Annotated in this window: 13 protein-coding genes; all 13 read left to right on the top strand. The window is 44.8% G+C overall.

Annotated features, from left to right (window positions below):
* Positions 1-40 precede the first annotated feature (40 nt).
* Positions 41-172, top strand: coding sequence for a FeoB-associated Cys-rich membrane protein (locus tag AB5618_RS11040; protein ID WP_148461082.1), 132 nt, complete (start codon positions 41-43; stop codon positions 170-172).
* 288 nt (positions 173-460) lie between these two features.
* Positions 461-1,066, top strand: coding sequence for a hypothetical protein (locus AB5618_RS11035; RefSeq protein ID WP_368366730.1), 606 nt, complete (start codon positions 461-463; stop codon positions 1,064-1,066).
* Positions 1,067-1,415: 349 nt separating this feature from the next.
* On the top strand, positions 1,416-3,941 hold the full coding sequence (locus AB5618_RS11030) for a glycyl radical protein (protein WP_173718191.1): 2,526 nt from the start codon (positions 1,416-1,418) through the stop codon (positions 3,939-3,941).
* 173 nt (positions 3,942-4,114) lie between these two features.
* On the top strand, positions 4,115-4,906 hold the full coding sequence (locus tag AB5618_RS11025) for a glycyl-radical enzyme activating protein (protein ID WP_173716021.1): 792 nt from the start codon (positions 4,115-4,117) through the stop codon (positions 4,904-4,906).
* 363 nt (positions 4,907-5,269) lie between these two features.
* The gene (locus tag AB5618_RS11020) at positions 5,270-6,781 is read left to right on the top strand and encodes a 4Fe-4S dicluster domain-containing protein (RefSeq protein WP_173773346.1); all 1,512 of its coding nucleotides are present in this window, start codon (positions 5,270-5,272) and stop codon (positions 6,779-6,781) included.
* Between the two features lie 57 nt (positions 6,782-6,838).
* Positions 6,839-8,056 (top strand): peptidase T, encoded by a 1,218-nt coding sequence (gene pepT / locus AB5618_RS11015; protein ID WP_148461087.1) that lies wholly within the window; start codon positions 6,839-6,841, stop codon positions 8,054-8,056.
* Between the two features lie 197 nt (positions 8,057-8,253).
* Complete coding sequence (locus AB5618_RS11010) at positions 8,254-8,397, top strand: hypothetical protein (RefSeq protein WP_173718189.1); 144 nt, start codon at positions 8,254-8,256, stop codon at positions 8,395-8,397.
* Positions 8,398-8,782: 385 nt separating this feature from the next.
* Complete coding sequence (locus tag AB5618_RS11005) at positions 8,783-9,730, top strand: L-lactate dehydrogenase (RefSeq protein WP_148461088.1); 948 nt, start codon at positions 8,783-8,785, stop codon at positions 9,728-9,730.
* A 220-nt stretch (positions 9,731-9,950) separates the two neighbouring features.
* Positions 9,951-10,745 carry a CoB--CoM heterodisulfide reductase iron-sulfur subunit B family protein gene (locus tag AB5618_RS11000; RefSeq protein WP_215660396.1) on the top strand — a complete coding sequence of 265 codons (795 nt, stop codon included), beginning with the start codon at positions 9,951-9,953 and terminating at the stop codon, positions 10,743-10,745.
* Positions 10,745-11,146 carry a 4Fe-4S dicluster domain-containing protein gene (locus AB5618_RS10995; RefSeq protein WP_173716025.1) on the top strand — a complete coding sequence of 134 codons (402 nt, stop codon included), beginning with the start codon at positions 10,745-10,747 and terminating at the stop codon, positions 11,144-11,146. The genes AB5618_RS11000 and AB5618_RS10995 overlap by 1 nt, the downstream gene beginning before the upstream one ends.
* 7 nt (positions 11,147-11,153) lie before the next feature.
* The gene (locus tag AB5618_RS10990; RefSeq protein WP_173718187.1) at positions 11,154-13,142 is read left to right on the top strand and encodes a CoB--CoM heterodisulfide reductase iron-sulfur subunit A family protein; all 1,989 of its coding nucleotides are present in this window, start codon (positions 11,154-11,156) and stop codon (positions 13,140-13,142) included.
* The gene (locus AB5618_RS10985) at positions 13,133-13,576 is read left to right on the top strand and encodes a hydrogenase iron-sulfur subunit (protein WP_118578139.1); all 444 of its coding nucleotides are present in this window, start codon (positions 13,133-13,135) and stop codon (positions 13,574-13,576) included. Before AB5618_RS10990 ends, AB5618_RS10985 begins: the two co-directional genes overlap by 10 nt.
* Positions 13,564-14,538 (top strand): 4Fe-4S dicluster domain-containing protein, encoded by a 975-nt coding sequence (locus AB5618_RS10980; RefSeq protein WP_148461090.1) that lies wholly within the window; start codon positions 13,564-13,566, stop codon positions 14,536-14,538. Before AB5618_RS10985 ends, AB5618_RS10980 begins: the two co-directional genes overlap by 13 nt.

Raw genomic sequence — 14,538 nt, 5'->3', positions numbered from 1 at the left:
AACATAAAGGAGCTTATAGGTAATCTGAAAGGAGTATCATATGGGAACAGTAGTTGTTGGTGCTATCGTAGTCGTAATAGCAGGTCTGGCAGTGAGAAGTATTGTGAAGGATAAAAAAAGCGGAAAAGGCTGCAATGGTAATTGTGGAAGCTGCGGCGGACACTGCCACTAAGATGTGAATGAGGCACTGGTATTTTACATAGCTGGTAAATAAGAAGATGAGGAAACTGCTGTATTGGAGAAATCTGATATGGCAGTTTTTTTATTGATAAAAAACAGAATGTGACAAACCCGCGAAAGAATTGCGCACACATTTTGGCACAGATTGTAAATGGGTATAAACTGTTATAAAATCAAAAATGCATATATATATTGTATTCTGTAATGTCCATATCATGAAGGGAGTGTTGAAAATGAAAAAGTCACTAAAAAAATAATAACGGTTGTGCTGACATTTGCTATGATGTTTGCAATGACCGTGCCTGCTTACGCAAAAGAGGTATTTAAAATTCTTAAGACAAATGCAACTATTTATTCTTCTAAAACTATGGAAAATCGCAGATGCTACAATCCGGATGAACTTATTGCCTACATTGGAAAAAGAAAAGTAGTTGTGGAATCCAGTAATACAAAAGTTGCAACTGTAAAGATAAAGGATAATGCTATTTGGGCTACGCCCCAAAAAGCTGGCACAACAACTATTACTGTGAAAACTGAACGGGAAACTTACAAATGTACATTTACCGTGTATAAATATGTAAATCCTGTTTCTTCTGCAAAGGTGGGAAAGCTCACAATTAAAGGAACTGCTTTTAAAAAGAATGCAATTTATAATCTGCGTTATTCCAAATATAAAAATAAGAGTATCGCATTTAAATTTAATCTGAAAAAAGGTTGGAAACTCAGAGGGGGAATATCGTATGCAAGAAGTAACTGGGGTGTAGCAAAGATGTCACCAAATGGCAGCAAAATAAAAGTTGCAGGAGGATCTGGATTTCTTGCTGTTGCATTGGCTGAAAATATCAAGACGGGGCAGAGAGAAAGAATACACATATATTTCAAATAAATTGATAACTTTCAACGTATGGCACTGAACTGCTATATAATTTGTGTGGAGATATAATTTGAAAAGCGTTTTCCGAAATCAAAATATGAAAATCGGAAAACGCTTTTTGGTTTAATTGTGCTTTTTAATAAAAACAACGAAAAACCACAAAAATCAACCAAAAACACCAACTAAAACAACAAAACTGGTGTTGAATTATGTTGACACCGCATAGCAAATGACGTATAATGAGCATAGAAAACTATGTCATGGAACAACGGACATTTATGTTGCCGACAGAGAGAATATTGTGTTTTTGAGATACAGAATACTATTTCATATGCCGGGACATCCATGAGAAAGGAGAACCATGGAAAAATACAATACAAGTGAGATTCCCAAATCTTCCAGAATTACCCGCCTGGTAGATCATCTCTATGCCAAGATGCCGGAGATCGAATCTTACAGAGCGAAGCTGATCACAGAGTCCTATAAGGAGACGGAAGACCAGCCGATCATTACCAGAAGAGCGAAAGCTTTTTCCCACATTTTACATAATATTCCGATCATCATCCGTGATGAGGAACTGATCGTGGGAAGTAACTCCATTGCACCGAGAGGATGCCAGACATTCCCGGAATTTTCCTACCAGTGGCTGGAAGACGAGCTGGATACGGTTGCCACCAGAACTGCTGATCCATTCTATATTTCAGAGCAGGCCAAAGCAGATCTTCGCGAGGTACACAAATACTGGAAAGGCAAGACTACCAGTGAGCTTGCCACAGCATATATGGCACCGGAAGCAATCCGTGCCATCGATCACAACATTTTTACACCAGGAAATTATTTCTACAATGGTGTAGGACACGTTACAGTAAAGTATTGGGAAGTTCTTGAAATTGGATACGAAGGCATTATGGCGAAAGCACAGGCTGAGCTGGATAAATGCAATGTGGGGGATGGAGATTACGCAGAGCGTTCCCGTTTCCTGGAAGCAGTTATCATGAGCTGCCAGGCAGTGATTGATTATGCAGACAGATATGCAAAGCTTGCCCTTGAAATGGCAGAGAAATGTACAGATCCACAGCGTAAAGCAGAGCTTCTTGTGATTGCATCCAATTGCAGCAAGGTTCCGGCGAAGGGAGCTACCAATTTCTGGGAGGCGTGTCAGTCCTTCTGGTTTGTGCAGCAGCTTCTCCAGATGGAGTCTAGCGGACATTCCATTTCCCCAGGACGTTTCGACCAGTATATGTATCCTTATTATAAGAAGGATATTGAGAGCGGCGCGATTACCAGAACAGCAGCCCAGGAGCTTCTTGATTGCATCTGGGTAAAATTAAATGACCTGAATAAAGTCCGTGATGCTGCTTCCGCAGAAGGCTTCGCAGGCTACAGTCTGTTCCAGAACCTGATCGTAGGAGGTCAGGATAAAGATGGCAATGATGTGACCAATGACCTTTCCTTTATGTGTATTGAGGCATCCATGCATGTACATCTTCCGGCTCCGTCCCTTTCCATCCGTGTATGGAATGGTTCTCCTCATGACCTTCTGATCAAGGCAGCAGAGCTTACCAGAACGGGTATCGGACTTCCGGCTTATTATAACGACGAGGTAATCATCCCAGCACTGCAGAACAGAGGACTTTCCCTTGCAGATGCCCGTGAGTATAATATCATCGGTTGCGTAGAGCCACAGAAAGCAGGTAAGACAGAGGGATGGCATGATGCAGCATTCTTTAATATGTGCCGTCCGCTGGAGCTTGTATTTGCCAATGGTATGGATCAGGGCGAGATGGTCGGAATTCCTACCGGCGATGTAACCCAGATGGCTACATTCGATGAATTCTATGATGCATACAAGAAACAGATGGAGTACTGCATTTCCCTTCTTGTAAATGCAGATAATGCCATTGACGTGGCTCATGCAAAGCGTTGTCCGCTTCCATTCCTTTCCAGTATGATCGATGACTGTATCAAACGTGGAAAGACCGTACAGGAAGGCGGCGCAGTTTATAACTTTACCGGTCCCCAGGGCTTTGGTATTGCAAACATGGCAGATTCCCTGTATGCAATTCGTCAGCTGGTCTATGAAGAGAAGAAGTTTACGATGGAGGAGCTGAAGGAAGCTCTTGCATGGAACTATGGCAAAGGCCTGGATGAGCAGTCTGTGAAAGAGATCACAACCGGCATCTTAAGAGAGATGACTGAGAGCGGTGCCAAGGTTGATGCGGATACTGCAGCAGCTGTCCTGAAATCTGTTATGAATGCCCAGATGGCACCTGAGAAGATGGCAAGATACCAGGAAATCCACGATATGATCGCAGAAGTTCCGAAATTCGGAAATGATATTCCGGAAGTGGACTACTTCGCAAGAGATGTGGCTTACACATATACAAGACCGCTTCAGAACTTTAAGAACCCACGTGGTGGACAGTACCAGGCAGGACTTTATCCGGTTTCTGCAAACGTACCCCTTGGCGGACAGACTGGTGCTACACCAGATGGAAGATATGCACATACTCCGGTTGCAGATGGTGTTTCCCCATCCGCAGGTAAGGATGTGAACGGACCTACTGCAGCAGCAAGCTCTGTTGCAAAACTGGATCACTTCATCGTATCCAATGGTACTCTGTTCAATCAGAAATTCCATCCGTCAGCATTGTCTGGACGTGAGGGTCTTGAGAAGTTCGTTGCACTGATCCGCTCCTACTTCGATCAGAAGGGAATGCATATGCAGTTTAACGTTGTAAGCAGAGAGACACTGCTCGATGCACAGGCACATCCGGAGAACTATAAGCATCTGGTTGTACGTGTGGCTGGTTACAGTGCACTGTTTACTACACTTTCCAAATCGCTGCAGGATGACATTATCAGAAGAACTGAGCAGGGATTCTAAAAAGAAAGTCAGCAGACTCTTATGCAGGAGAGTTATAATTGCCCCATAGCTCACTTCTTAGCGAGATGATAAGTGTGGCTGTGAATGGGAACTTTCTGCGAAAAATATAAATGGAATTGCTGGTGGCTTCGTTAAGAGAAGTCTGCTGGCACTTCCGTATAATGGAGAAATCTATGGAATATTTAGACACTACAGGACGTATTTTCGACGTCCAGCGCTATTCCATCCATGACGGTCCTGGAATCCGTACCATTGTGTTTTTGAAAGGCTGTGTGCTCAGATGTCAGTGGTGCTGCAATCCGGAATCCCAGGAATATAAGATCCAGACAATGAAAACTCCAGACGGCGTGAAGACCATGGGACGAGACGTAACGGTCCGCGAGATGATCGAACTGGTAGAGAAGGATCGCCCATACTACTACCGTTCCGGCGGCGGAATGACACTTTCCGGCGGCGAATGTCTCTGTCAGCCGGAATTTGCCCGTGACCTTCTTCGCGCAGCGAAAGAGCGTGGAATTAATACAGCTATCGAGAGTATGGCTTGTGTTCCCTGGAAAAATATAGAGATGGTACTGCCTTATCTGGATACTTACCTGATGGATATCAAGCATACCAATCAGGAGAAGCATAAGCAGTTTACAGGCAAGCCCAATGGACTGGCTCTGGAGAACGCCAGAAAGGTAGCTCTTTCTGGCCAGACCAATCTGGTGATTCGTGTACCTGTCGTTCCAACGTTCAATGACAGTGTGGAGGAAATCAAGTCTATTGCTTCCTTTGCATCTACATTGCCAGGTGTGAAGAAGATTCACCTTCTTCCATATCACCGTCTGGGACAGGATAAGTACGACTGGCTTGGAAGAGAATACAAGCTGCCGGAGATACTTCCTCCAGAACCGGAGCATATGGAACTTTTAAAAAAAGCAGTGCATTCCGTCTGTGATCTGGATTGCCAGATAGGTGGATGAAATAATATTTTATGTGAAAATTTTGAAGAAAGACATTGTGTGGAGAAATCTGTACAGTGTCTTTTTTTGCGTGCATTTCTTATTTAATGTGTTGGGAGGGTGAAAAGTTCTTCAGGAGGGACACATTTGAACAACTTTCAACACACTAAAAGAAAGCCTTTTTCATACATGCTCCAGGAAAAGAAATTGGAAAAAGATTTGCTTAAATTATAATTTTTTTGTATGATAGGTGGTATAATAAATACTTGATGAATTTATATCAACTATTTAAAAAAGCGGAGAAAGAAAACTTTATAAAGACAGTTAGATTGATTGCGGTAAAATCTGGCTGGTGCAAAATACTACAGCATAAGGAGAAAAAGAATGAGAGGACTATACTCATCAAAGACAAAAATCAGACACCAGATTTTTACTGAAATTGCCCGGCTTGCCTATGAGGGCGACATTGAGAAAGAGATGGATGATCTTCCGTACAAAATTCTTCCAGGAGAGATTGCAACATATCGTGACAGTATTTTTCTGGAGAGAGCTATCGTAGGAGAGAGACTGCGTGTGGCAATGGGACTGCCTCTTCGAAACATTTCCGAGCATGCGCCAATTTCCAAGGGCGTAGAAGCCAGCTTGATCGAAGAGAAATATTATGAGCCGCCCCTTATCAATATTATTAAATTCGCCTGCAACTCCTGTCCGGAGAAGCGTGTGATTGTCACAGAGGGCTGCCAGGGCTGTCTGGAACATCCTTGTCAGGAGGTCTGTCCCAAGCAGGCTATCCACATGGAAAACGGGCGGTCTGTGATCAATCAGGAGAAATGCATCAAATGTGGAAAGTGTCTGGAATCCTGTCCATATAATGCCATTATCAAGCAGGAGCGTCCGTGTGCCAAGGCCTGTGGAATGAATGCCATCCATTCAGACGAGTATGGCAGAGCAGAGATCGACTATGACAAGTGTGTTTCCTGTGGAATGTGCCTGGTAAGCTGTCCGTTCAGTGCCATTGTAGATAAGGGACAGATTTATCAGACCATTATGGCATTAAAAAGTGATACACCAGTTTATGCCATTGTAGCGCCGGCTGTGGCAGGTCAGTTTGAACCGGAATTGAAGAATACCCAGCTTCGGGGAGCTTTTAAGGCGCTTGGATTTACGGATATTAAGGAAGTGGCTGTGGGTGCAGATCTTTGCACCATTGAGGAGGCTAAGGACTTCATGAAGGAAGTGCCGGAGAAAATTCCGTTTATGGGAACCTCCTGTTGCCCGGCATGGTCTGTTATGGCAAAAAAGACGGTTCCACAGCTTGCCAACTGCATTTCCATGGCGCTTACTCCCATGGTACTGACTGCCAGACTTCTGAAGCAGGAAGAGCCAGACTGCAAGATCGTGTTTGTAGGACCATGTGCAGCCAAGAAGCTGGAGGCAAGCCGTAAATCGGTTCGAAGCTATGTGGACTTCGTTCTCACCTTTGAAGAGGTGAAAGGCATGTTTGATGCCAAGGATGTTGATTTTGCCAGCCTTCCGGAGGAAGAGCCTCTTACCCAGGCCAGTAGTGACGGTCGTGGCTTCGCTGTTAGCGGCGGTGTGGCAGCCGCAGTTGTGAAAGCTGTAAAGCGAATGGATCCGGATCGCGAGGTGAAGGTAGTCAGTGCTAACGGACTTCAGGAGTGTAAAAAGATGCTGATGGCAGCCAAAGCAGGGAAATACAACGGATATCTGCTGGAAGGCATGGCGTGTCCTGGCGGCTGCATAGCAGGTGCCGGAACGGTGCAGACTGTAAAGAAGGCGGGAGTGGCACTGGAGAAGATGAAGAAGGAAGCGTCTTTTGAAGAATGTATGGATACTTCATTTGGCGGGGAACTGGAGAAACTGGAAGAGCTGTAAAATTATTTAGCCGAGCTGCTTGAAAATAAAGAATACATGAGAAGGAGAAAAGCAAAAATGCGTGCATACGAACGTTTATTAAATTATGTGAAAGTATATACCACAAGCGAGGATGAGCAGGAGAACGTGCCATCCACCAGCCGTCAGTTTGACCTGGGAAACCAGCTGGCAGAGGAACTGAAAAAAATAGGGGTTCAGGACGTGCGCATTGATGACAAGTGCTATGTTTATGGCGTGATCCCGGCTACAGAAGGCTTGGAAGAGAAACCAGCCATCGGCTTTATCGCACATATGGACACAGCACCTGATTTCTCCGGAGAAAACGTAAATCCACAGATCATCCCGGAGTACGACGGCGGTGATGTAAAGTTGGGAGACAGTGAATATGCTCTTACCTTGAAAGATTTCCCACATCTGGCATCTTTAAAAGGAAGAACCCTGATCACCACCGACGGAAGCACCCTTCTTGGTGCAGATGACAAGGCTGGTGTGGCTGAGATCATGACTATGGCAGAGCAGGTGATCACAGAGAACATTCCTCATGGAAAAATCTGTATCGGCTTTACCCCGGATGAAGAAGTGGGCCGCGGCGCAGACTTCTTCGATGTAGAAGACTTTGGAGCAGATTTTGCCTATACTGTAGATGGCGGTGCGGAGAATGAGATCGAGTATGAGAACTTCAATGCCGCAGGTGCGAAAGTAAAGATCAAAGGCTTTTCTGTACACCCGGGCAGCAGTAAGAACACCATGATCAATGCAGCCCTGGTTGCCATGGAGTTCAATAACATGCTTCCGGCAGGAGATACCCCAGCGAACACAGAAGAGTATGAGGGATTTTTCCATCTCTGTGAAATGAGCGGAGATGTGTCTTCTGCAAGCCTTGACTACATTATCCGTGACCACGACAGCGCCATGTTCGCCTGCCGCCAGGAGCTGATGAGACATATCGTCAAGCTTCTCAACGAGAAATACGGCGAAGGTACCGTAACCCTCATCATCAAAGAACAGTACCGCAACATGAAAGAGAAGATCGAGCCTTGCATGCACCTGATCGATAACGCCAAGAAAGCCGTCCAGCAGTCCGGGCTGAATCCTAAGACAGTTGCAATCCGCGGCGGCACAGATGGCGCAAGGCTTTCCTTCATGGGACTGCCCTGTCCGAACCTTGGAACCGGCGGCTATGCCTTCCACGGACCATGCGAACACATTACCGTTGAAGGAATGGATTATGCTGTGGAGAATCTGAAGAATATTGTGAAGCTGTACGCCTGCTGATTCGGGTAGGAAAAAAGCATTGGTGAGATATATAATTTTTTAAACATGCTTTAGAAAAAAGCATCTGTCGAATCGTAACTGACAGATGCTTTCTTCTTCTCAAATTTAAACAAAATTTTACATGTCCGAGACAACAACCTGCTTTTTTTTCCTTATAATTATCTTGAGAAAAAAGCTAAAAAGGAGAACTGATCTACTTGAAGTACCAGAAAATTGTAAATAATAAGGAAATTAATGCATATCTGAAAAAGGGAGACGCCAATCTGGGGACAATGGGATTTACAGAAGTAACCTACATAAAATCATACAAAACAGAGCCCCTATATTTATGCAATATGTAGAAGCCCCAAAATAATGATAAAAATTTAAAAAAATAGTTGTTAAAAGATTGTCATTGTGGTATCTTAATGAGAGCGGAGAAAACCAATATTTTATGCGGAGACGAAGAGGGAAAAGTCCTTTTGTTGAGAATTGTTTGTCAAGAAACACATAGTGACATGACTTGAACCAGGAAAACAGGAAGAAAATTCTCTGTGTTTCTGGTTTAGGCCATGTCACAAGGCAGAAAATAAAGTTTTTACCCGCTTTTTTTCTAACTGTGATTGTTAAAAAATAAACAAGAAACAAAGGACATCACACAGGGAAAACCAACCAATCCCACGAAAAAGTGACAAAACAGAGGGAAAAGTTGACAAAATTCCACAACCCCCATGAAAGGAGTTTTTTATGAGCAGCAAAATTACCATTATCGGAGCTGGAAGCGTTGGCTCCACTATCGCTTACACACTGGCACACGATGAGATCGCTTCCGAGATTGTTCTGATCGACATCAACAAGGAGAAGGTTGAAGGAGAGGTTATGGACATTGAGCAGGGAACCTGCTTTAGAAGCCCTGTATCTCTGGTGGCCGGAGATTACGCAGATGCCAAAGATTCAGACATCGTGATCATTACTTCCGGAATCGCCCGTAAACCAGGACAGACACGAATTGAGCTTACTCAGACAAACGTAAACATTTTGAAGAGCATCACTCCTCAGATCGTAAAAGAAGCTCCAGACGCAAAGTATATTATCGTAAGCAACCCGGTAGATATTATGACCTATGTATTTACCAAGATTTCCGGTCTTCCGGAGAATCAGATCATGGGATCCGGAACTATTCTTGATACAGCAAGACTTCGCTATGGACTTTCCGAGCACTTCAAAGTAGCCCAGGGAAATATCCACGCTTATGTTTTTGGCGAGCACGGAGACACCTCCTTCATTCCATGGACAGGCGCTTACATTTCCGGTCTCAGCACAGATGAGTATTATGAAGAAATGAAAGCTCACGGCAAGGATGTGAAACCTCTGGATAAAGAAGCCATGCTGGAATATGTACAGAAATCCGGCGGAAAAGTTATTGCAAAGAAAGGTGCAACCTTCTACGCAGTATCTGCTACCGTTTGCCAGCTGGTAGGTCTGATCCTGGCAGCTTCCGATTCCCTTGCAACTGTATCCTCCATGCTTCACGGTGAGTATGGGATTGAAGATGTGTGCCTGAGTACCCTTACTCTTGTAGGACCAAATGGAATCCAGGGAAAAGTTCAGATGCGTATGAATAAAGAAGAAGTTGCACTGCTGAAAAAGAGTGCTGATGCCCTGAAAGAAGTAATCGCACAGATCGAACTGTAAGGACCAGGTTTTGTTGTCTGCATTTTACCAGAAAAATCAATTCCCAGTGCAGAGCACAAGACTTTATATTTAACTATACCAGCAAAGACATCCCGGCTTCTATCGTGGAAAGCGGTAAGTCGGGTTCCACTTTGCGAAAGCAACCCAAATAGCTGCTGTTTACATATGTGAATTTAGAAAAGCACATTTAGTGAACAGTGACAAGAAAGGAACAAGAAGCATGAAGTACAGTTATTATCCAGGATGTACCCTGAAGAATAAGGCAAAAGATCTGGATGCCTATGCCAGAGCTTCTGCAAAAGCACTGGGCTTCGAAATGGAAGAGATAGAAGACTGGCAGTGCTGCGGCGGCGTATATCCTCTTGGCAGCGATGAGATTGCCACCAAACTTTCTTCCATCCGGGCTTTAAATGACGCAAAAGAAAAAGGACAGGATCTGATCACAGTCTGTTCAGCCTGTCATCATGTGCTCAAACGTGTGAACGACGACATGAAAAACGTGGACGACATCCGCACCAGAGCAAATAATTATCTGAAACTGGATACTCCATATGAAGGAGAGACAAATGTCCTTCATTATCTGGAAGTACTCCGTGATGAAGTTGGATTTGATGAGATCAAAAAGAAAGTGGTAAATCCTTTAACTGGCAAAAAAATCGGTGCATATTATGGCTGCCTTCTTTTAAGACCAGGAAAAATCATGTCATTTGATAATCCGGAGAATCCAACCATTATGGAAGACTTCATCCGTGCCCTTGGCGCAGAACCTGTGGTATACCCATACCGCAATGAGTGCTGCGGCGGCTACATTTCCCTGAAAGAAAAAGAAATGGCACAGAATATGTGCGAGAAAATCATGGACAGTGCAAAGGGCTTTGAAGCAGATATGCTGATCACAGCCTGTCCACTTTGCATGTATAACCTGAAAAAGAACGGAACCGGCGATCTTCCTGTTTACTATTTTACAGAACTTCTTGCAGAAGCTCTCGGAGTAAAAGAGGAGGTGGCGAAGTAATGGCTTATACATATGGAAATACTCAGAATGCGGCAGAGCGAATCAAAGAAATTTCCGGAGTAAATCCCCTGAAATGTATGAAATGCGGAAAATGCTCCGCAACCTGTCCTGCATTTAACGAGATGGATATCAAGCCTCACCAGTTTGTAACTTATGTACAGAACGGCGATATTGAAGCACTGGCACAGTCAAAATCCCTTTGGAAATGTCTTTCCTGTTTTGCATGCGTGGAGCGTTGCCCAAGAGATGTAAAACCGGGAAAACTGATCGATGCAGCCAGACAGCTGGTTGTCCGTGAGCGTGAACAGAACTATCTGACCGCAGACGAAATTCCGGAGCTGCTTGATGAAGACACACCGCAGCAGCTGTTGGTAAGTGCATTCAGAAGATACAGGAGGTGAAAAACAGGTGCAGAGAATAGGTGTATTCGTATGTCATTGTGGTACCAATATTGCAGCCACAGTTGATGTAAAAAAAGTAGTAGAGATGGCAGCAAAAGAGCCGGGCGTTGTTCATGCGGAAGATTATCAGTACATGTGCTCTGAAGCAGGACAGGCCAAGATCATTAACGCCATCCATGAAAAAAATCTGACAGGAATCGTAGTCTGTTCCTGTTCCCCGCGTATGCATGAGGCTACCTTTAGAAAGGCAGCACAGAAAGCGGGCTTAAACCCATATATGGTAGAGATTGCCAATATCCGTGAGCATTGCTCCTGGATCCACAAGGATATGGAAGAGGCTACCTTAAAGGCAGTAATCCTTGCAAGAGCCGCAATTGCAAAAGTAAATCTGGATGCTCCTCTTCAGCCAGGCGAGAGCCTTGTAACCAAACGAGCTCTTGTAATCGGCGGAGGTATTGCCGGAATCCAGTCAGCCCTTGACATTGCAGAGGCTGGTTATGAGGTTGATATTGTAGAGAAGCTTCCAAGTATTGGTGGAAGAATGTCCCAGCTGGACAAAACCTTCCCAACTCTGGACTGCTCCGCATGTATCCTTACACCAAAGATGGTAGAGGCAGCAGCACATGAGAAAATCAACATCTATACATACAGTGAAGTTGAGAAGGTAAGCGGCTTTGTAGGTGACTTCACCGTTGATATCCGCAAGAAAGCAAGAAGCGTGGATATGAGCAAATGTACCGGATGCGGCGTTTGTTCTGAGAAATGTCCGTCCAAGAAAAATCCAAACGAATTTAACCGCGGTCTGAACAACAGAAGTGCTATCTATATTCCGTTCGCTCAGGCTATCCCAAATGTTCCGGTAATCGATCGCGAGCATTGTACCAAATTCAAAACCGGAAAATGCGGTGTCTGCTCCAAGGTTTGTGCTGCAGGTGCAATTGATTATGAGCAGAAGGATGAAATTGTTACACAGAAATACGGTGCAATCGTGGTTGCAACCGGTTTTGACGTGATTCCGCTGGATAAATATGATGAGTACGCTTACAGCCAGAGTAAGGACGTTATCACCTCTCTTGAGCTTGAGCGTATCATGAATGCAGCAGGACCTACAAAAGGTCATCTTGAGAGACTTTCCGATGGAAAAGCTCCGAAAAACATTGTATTTGTACAGTGTGTGGGAAGTCGTTGCTCTGATGAAAGAGGAAAGAGCTACTGCTCCAAGATCTGCTGTATGTACACTGCAAAACATGCAATGCTGATCCGTGACAAATACCCGGATACAAATGTAACTGTTTTCTACATTGACGTTCGTACTCCAGGCAAAAACTTCGATGAGTTCTACAGAAGAGCTGTTGAAGATTACGGTGTAAATTATGTAAAAGGCCAGGTTGGAAAGGTAATCCCACAGCCGGATGGAACTCTTATGGTTCAGGCTTCTGACCTGCTTGAAAATAAACAGATCCTTATGGAGGCTGATATGGTGGTTCTTGCAGCTGCCATCGAGCCAAACAAGGATGTAAGAAAAATTGCAACTATGCTTACCGCAAGTATTGATACCAACAACTTCCTCACAGAAGCACATGCAAAGCTTCGTCCGGTAGAGTCCCCTACAGCTGGTATTTTCCTTTCCGGTGTCTGCCAGGGACCAAAGGATATTCCGGAGACAGTTGCACAGGCTGGCGCAGCAGCAGTAAAGGCAATCGGCCTTCTTGCAAAAGACAAGCTGACCACCAACCCATGTACCGCACATTCTGACGAGCTTCTTTGCAACGGATGCTCCCAGTGTGCAAATGTGTGTCCGTATGGTGCGATTTCCTATGAGGAAAAACAGGTAAATGACCACGGAATCCGTGAGACAAGAAGAATTGCTGTTGTAAACAATGCTCTTTGCCAGGGCTGTGGTGCATGTACCGTAACCTGCCCGTCCGGAGCAATGGATCTCCAGGGATTCTCCAACAGACAGATTTTAGCGGAGGTAGATGCAATATGTCGATAGAAGCAAAAGAAGAATTCAGACCGAAGATCGTGGCATTCTGCTGTAACTGGTGCAGCTACGCAGGTGCAGACCTTGCAGGAAGCAGCCGTCTTTCTTATCCGGCTGATGTAAAGATCATCCGCGTACCATGCTCCTGCCGTGTAAATCCAATGTTCATCCTCCGTGCCTTCGAAAAAGGTGCTGACGGCGTGATCATGTGCGGCTGCCATCCGGGAGACTGCCACTACACAACCGGAAACTATTATGCGAGAAGACGTATGACACTTCTTTTCTCCATGCTGGACTTCATTGGTGTGGAAAATGGCCGTACCCGTGTTGAGTGGGTATCTGCCGCAGAAGGTGTAAAATTCTCCCAGACCATGAATGAATTTGTGGAAAAAATCCATTCTCTGGGTAAAAACGTCAGATTGGAGGATTTAAGATGCAGGAACTGATCGCTCGTGCAAAAGAACTGCTGGCTGATGGAACCGTAACACGTGTTCTTGGCTGGAAAGCCGGAGACCTGCCTTACAATCCGGAAGCAGCATATTTCGAAACAGCAGAAAGCCTGGACGAATTTGTCTATAATGGTTTCTGCGGACAAAACTTAAGTAAAATGATGATCGAGGCTTCCAAATTAGAGGGAAAAACTCTTGTCTGTCTGAAGCCTTGTGATACCTACAGCTTCAACCAGTTGATCAAGGAACACCGTGTAGACCGTGAAAAAGCCTACATTATCGGTGTTGGCTGTAAAGGCAAGCTGGATGTGGAGAAGCTTCGTAAAATGGGCATCAAGGGAATCCAGAGCATTTCCGGCGCTGAGCTTACCGATGATTGTGAAATACTTAACGTTTCCACAATCTACGGTGACAAAACAGTTGCTTACAAGGATGCAATGCTGGAGCGCTGCCATGTATGCAAAGGAAAAGAGCATATGATCTATGATGAGATCATCGGCGAATCCAAGGATACAAAGGATGCAGACCGTTTCGCAGAAGTGGAGAAAATTGAGAAAATGAGCCCGGAAGAGCGTTTCGCATTTTTCCAGAAGGAGCTCAGTAAATGTATCCGCTGTAATGCATGCCGTAATGCATGTCCAGCCTGCAGCTGTCGTAAATGTGTATTCGACAGCACCAAGTTTGACAGTGCGCAGAAGGCAAATGTGGATTCCTTTGAAGAAAAAATGTTCCACATTATCCGTGCATTCCACGTTGCAGGAAGATGTACAGACTGCGGTGAGTGCAGCCGTGTCTGCCCGCAGGGGATTCCGCTTCATCTGTTTAACCGTAAGTTCATCAAGGATATTGATACCTTCTACGGCGAATATCAGGCAGGAGCAGATGCTGAGTCAAAAGGCCCGCTGACCAGCTTTACATTTGATGATGTAGAGCCAGGTGTAGTGGCAGAAAGGGGATAA

The sequence above is a fragment of the Ruminococcus sp. J1101004sp1_RTP21198st1_B9_RTP21198_201120 genome (genome assembly GCF_040924245.1).
GTDB classification, from domain to species: domain Bacteria; phylum Bacillota; class Clostridia; order Lachnospirales; family Lachnospiraceae; genus Blautia_A; species Blautia_A faecis.
This window is presented reverse-complemented; position numbering and strand designations above follow the sequence as displayed.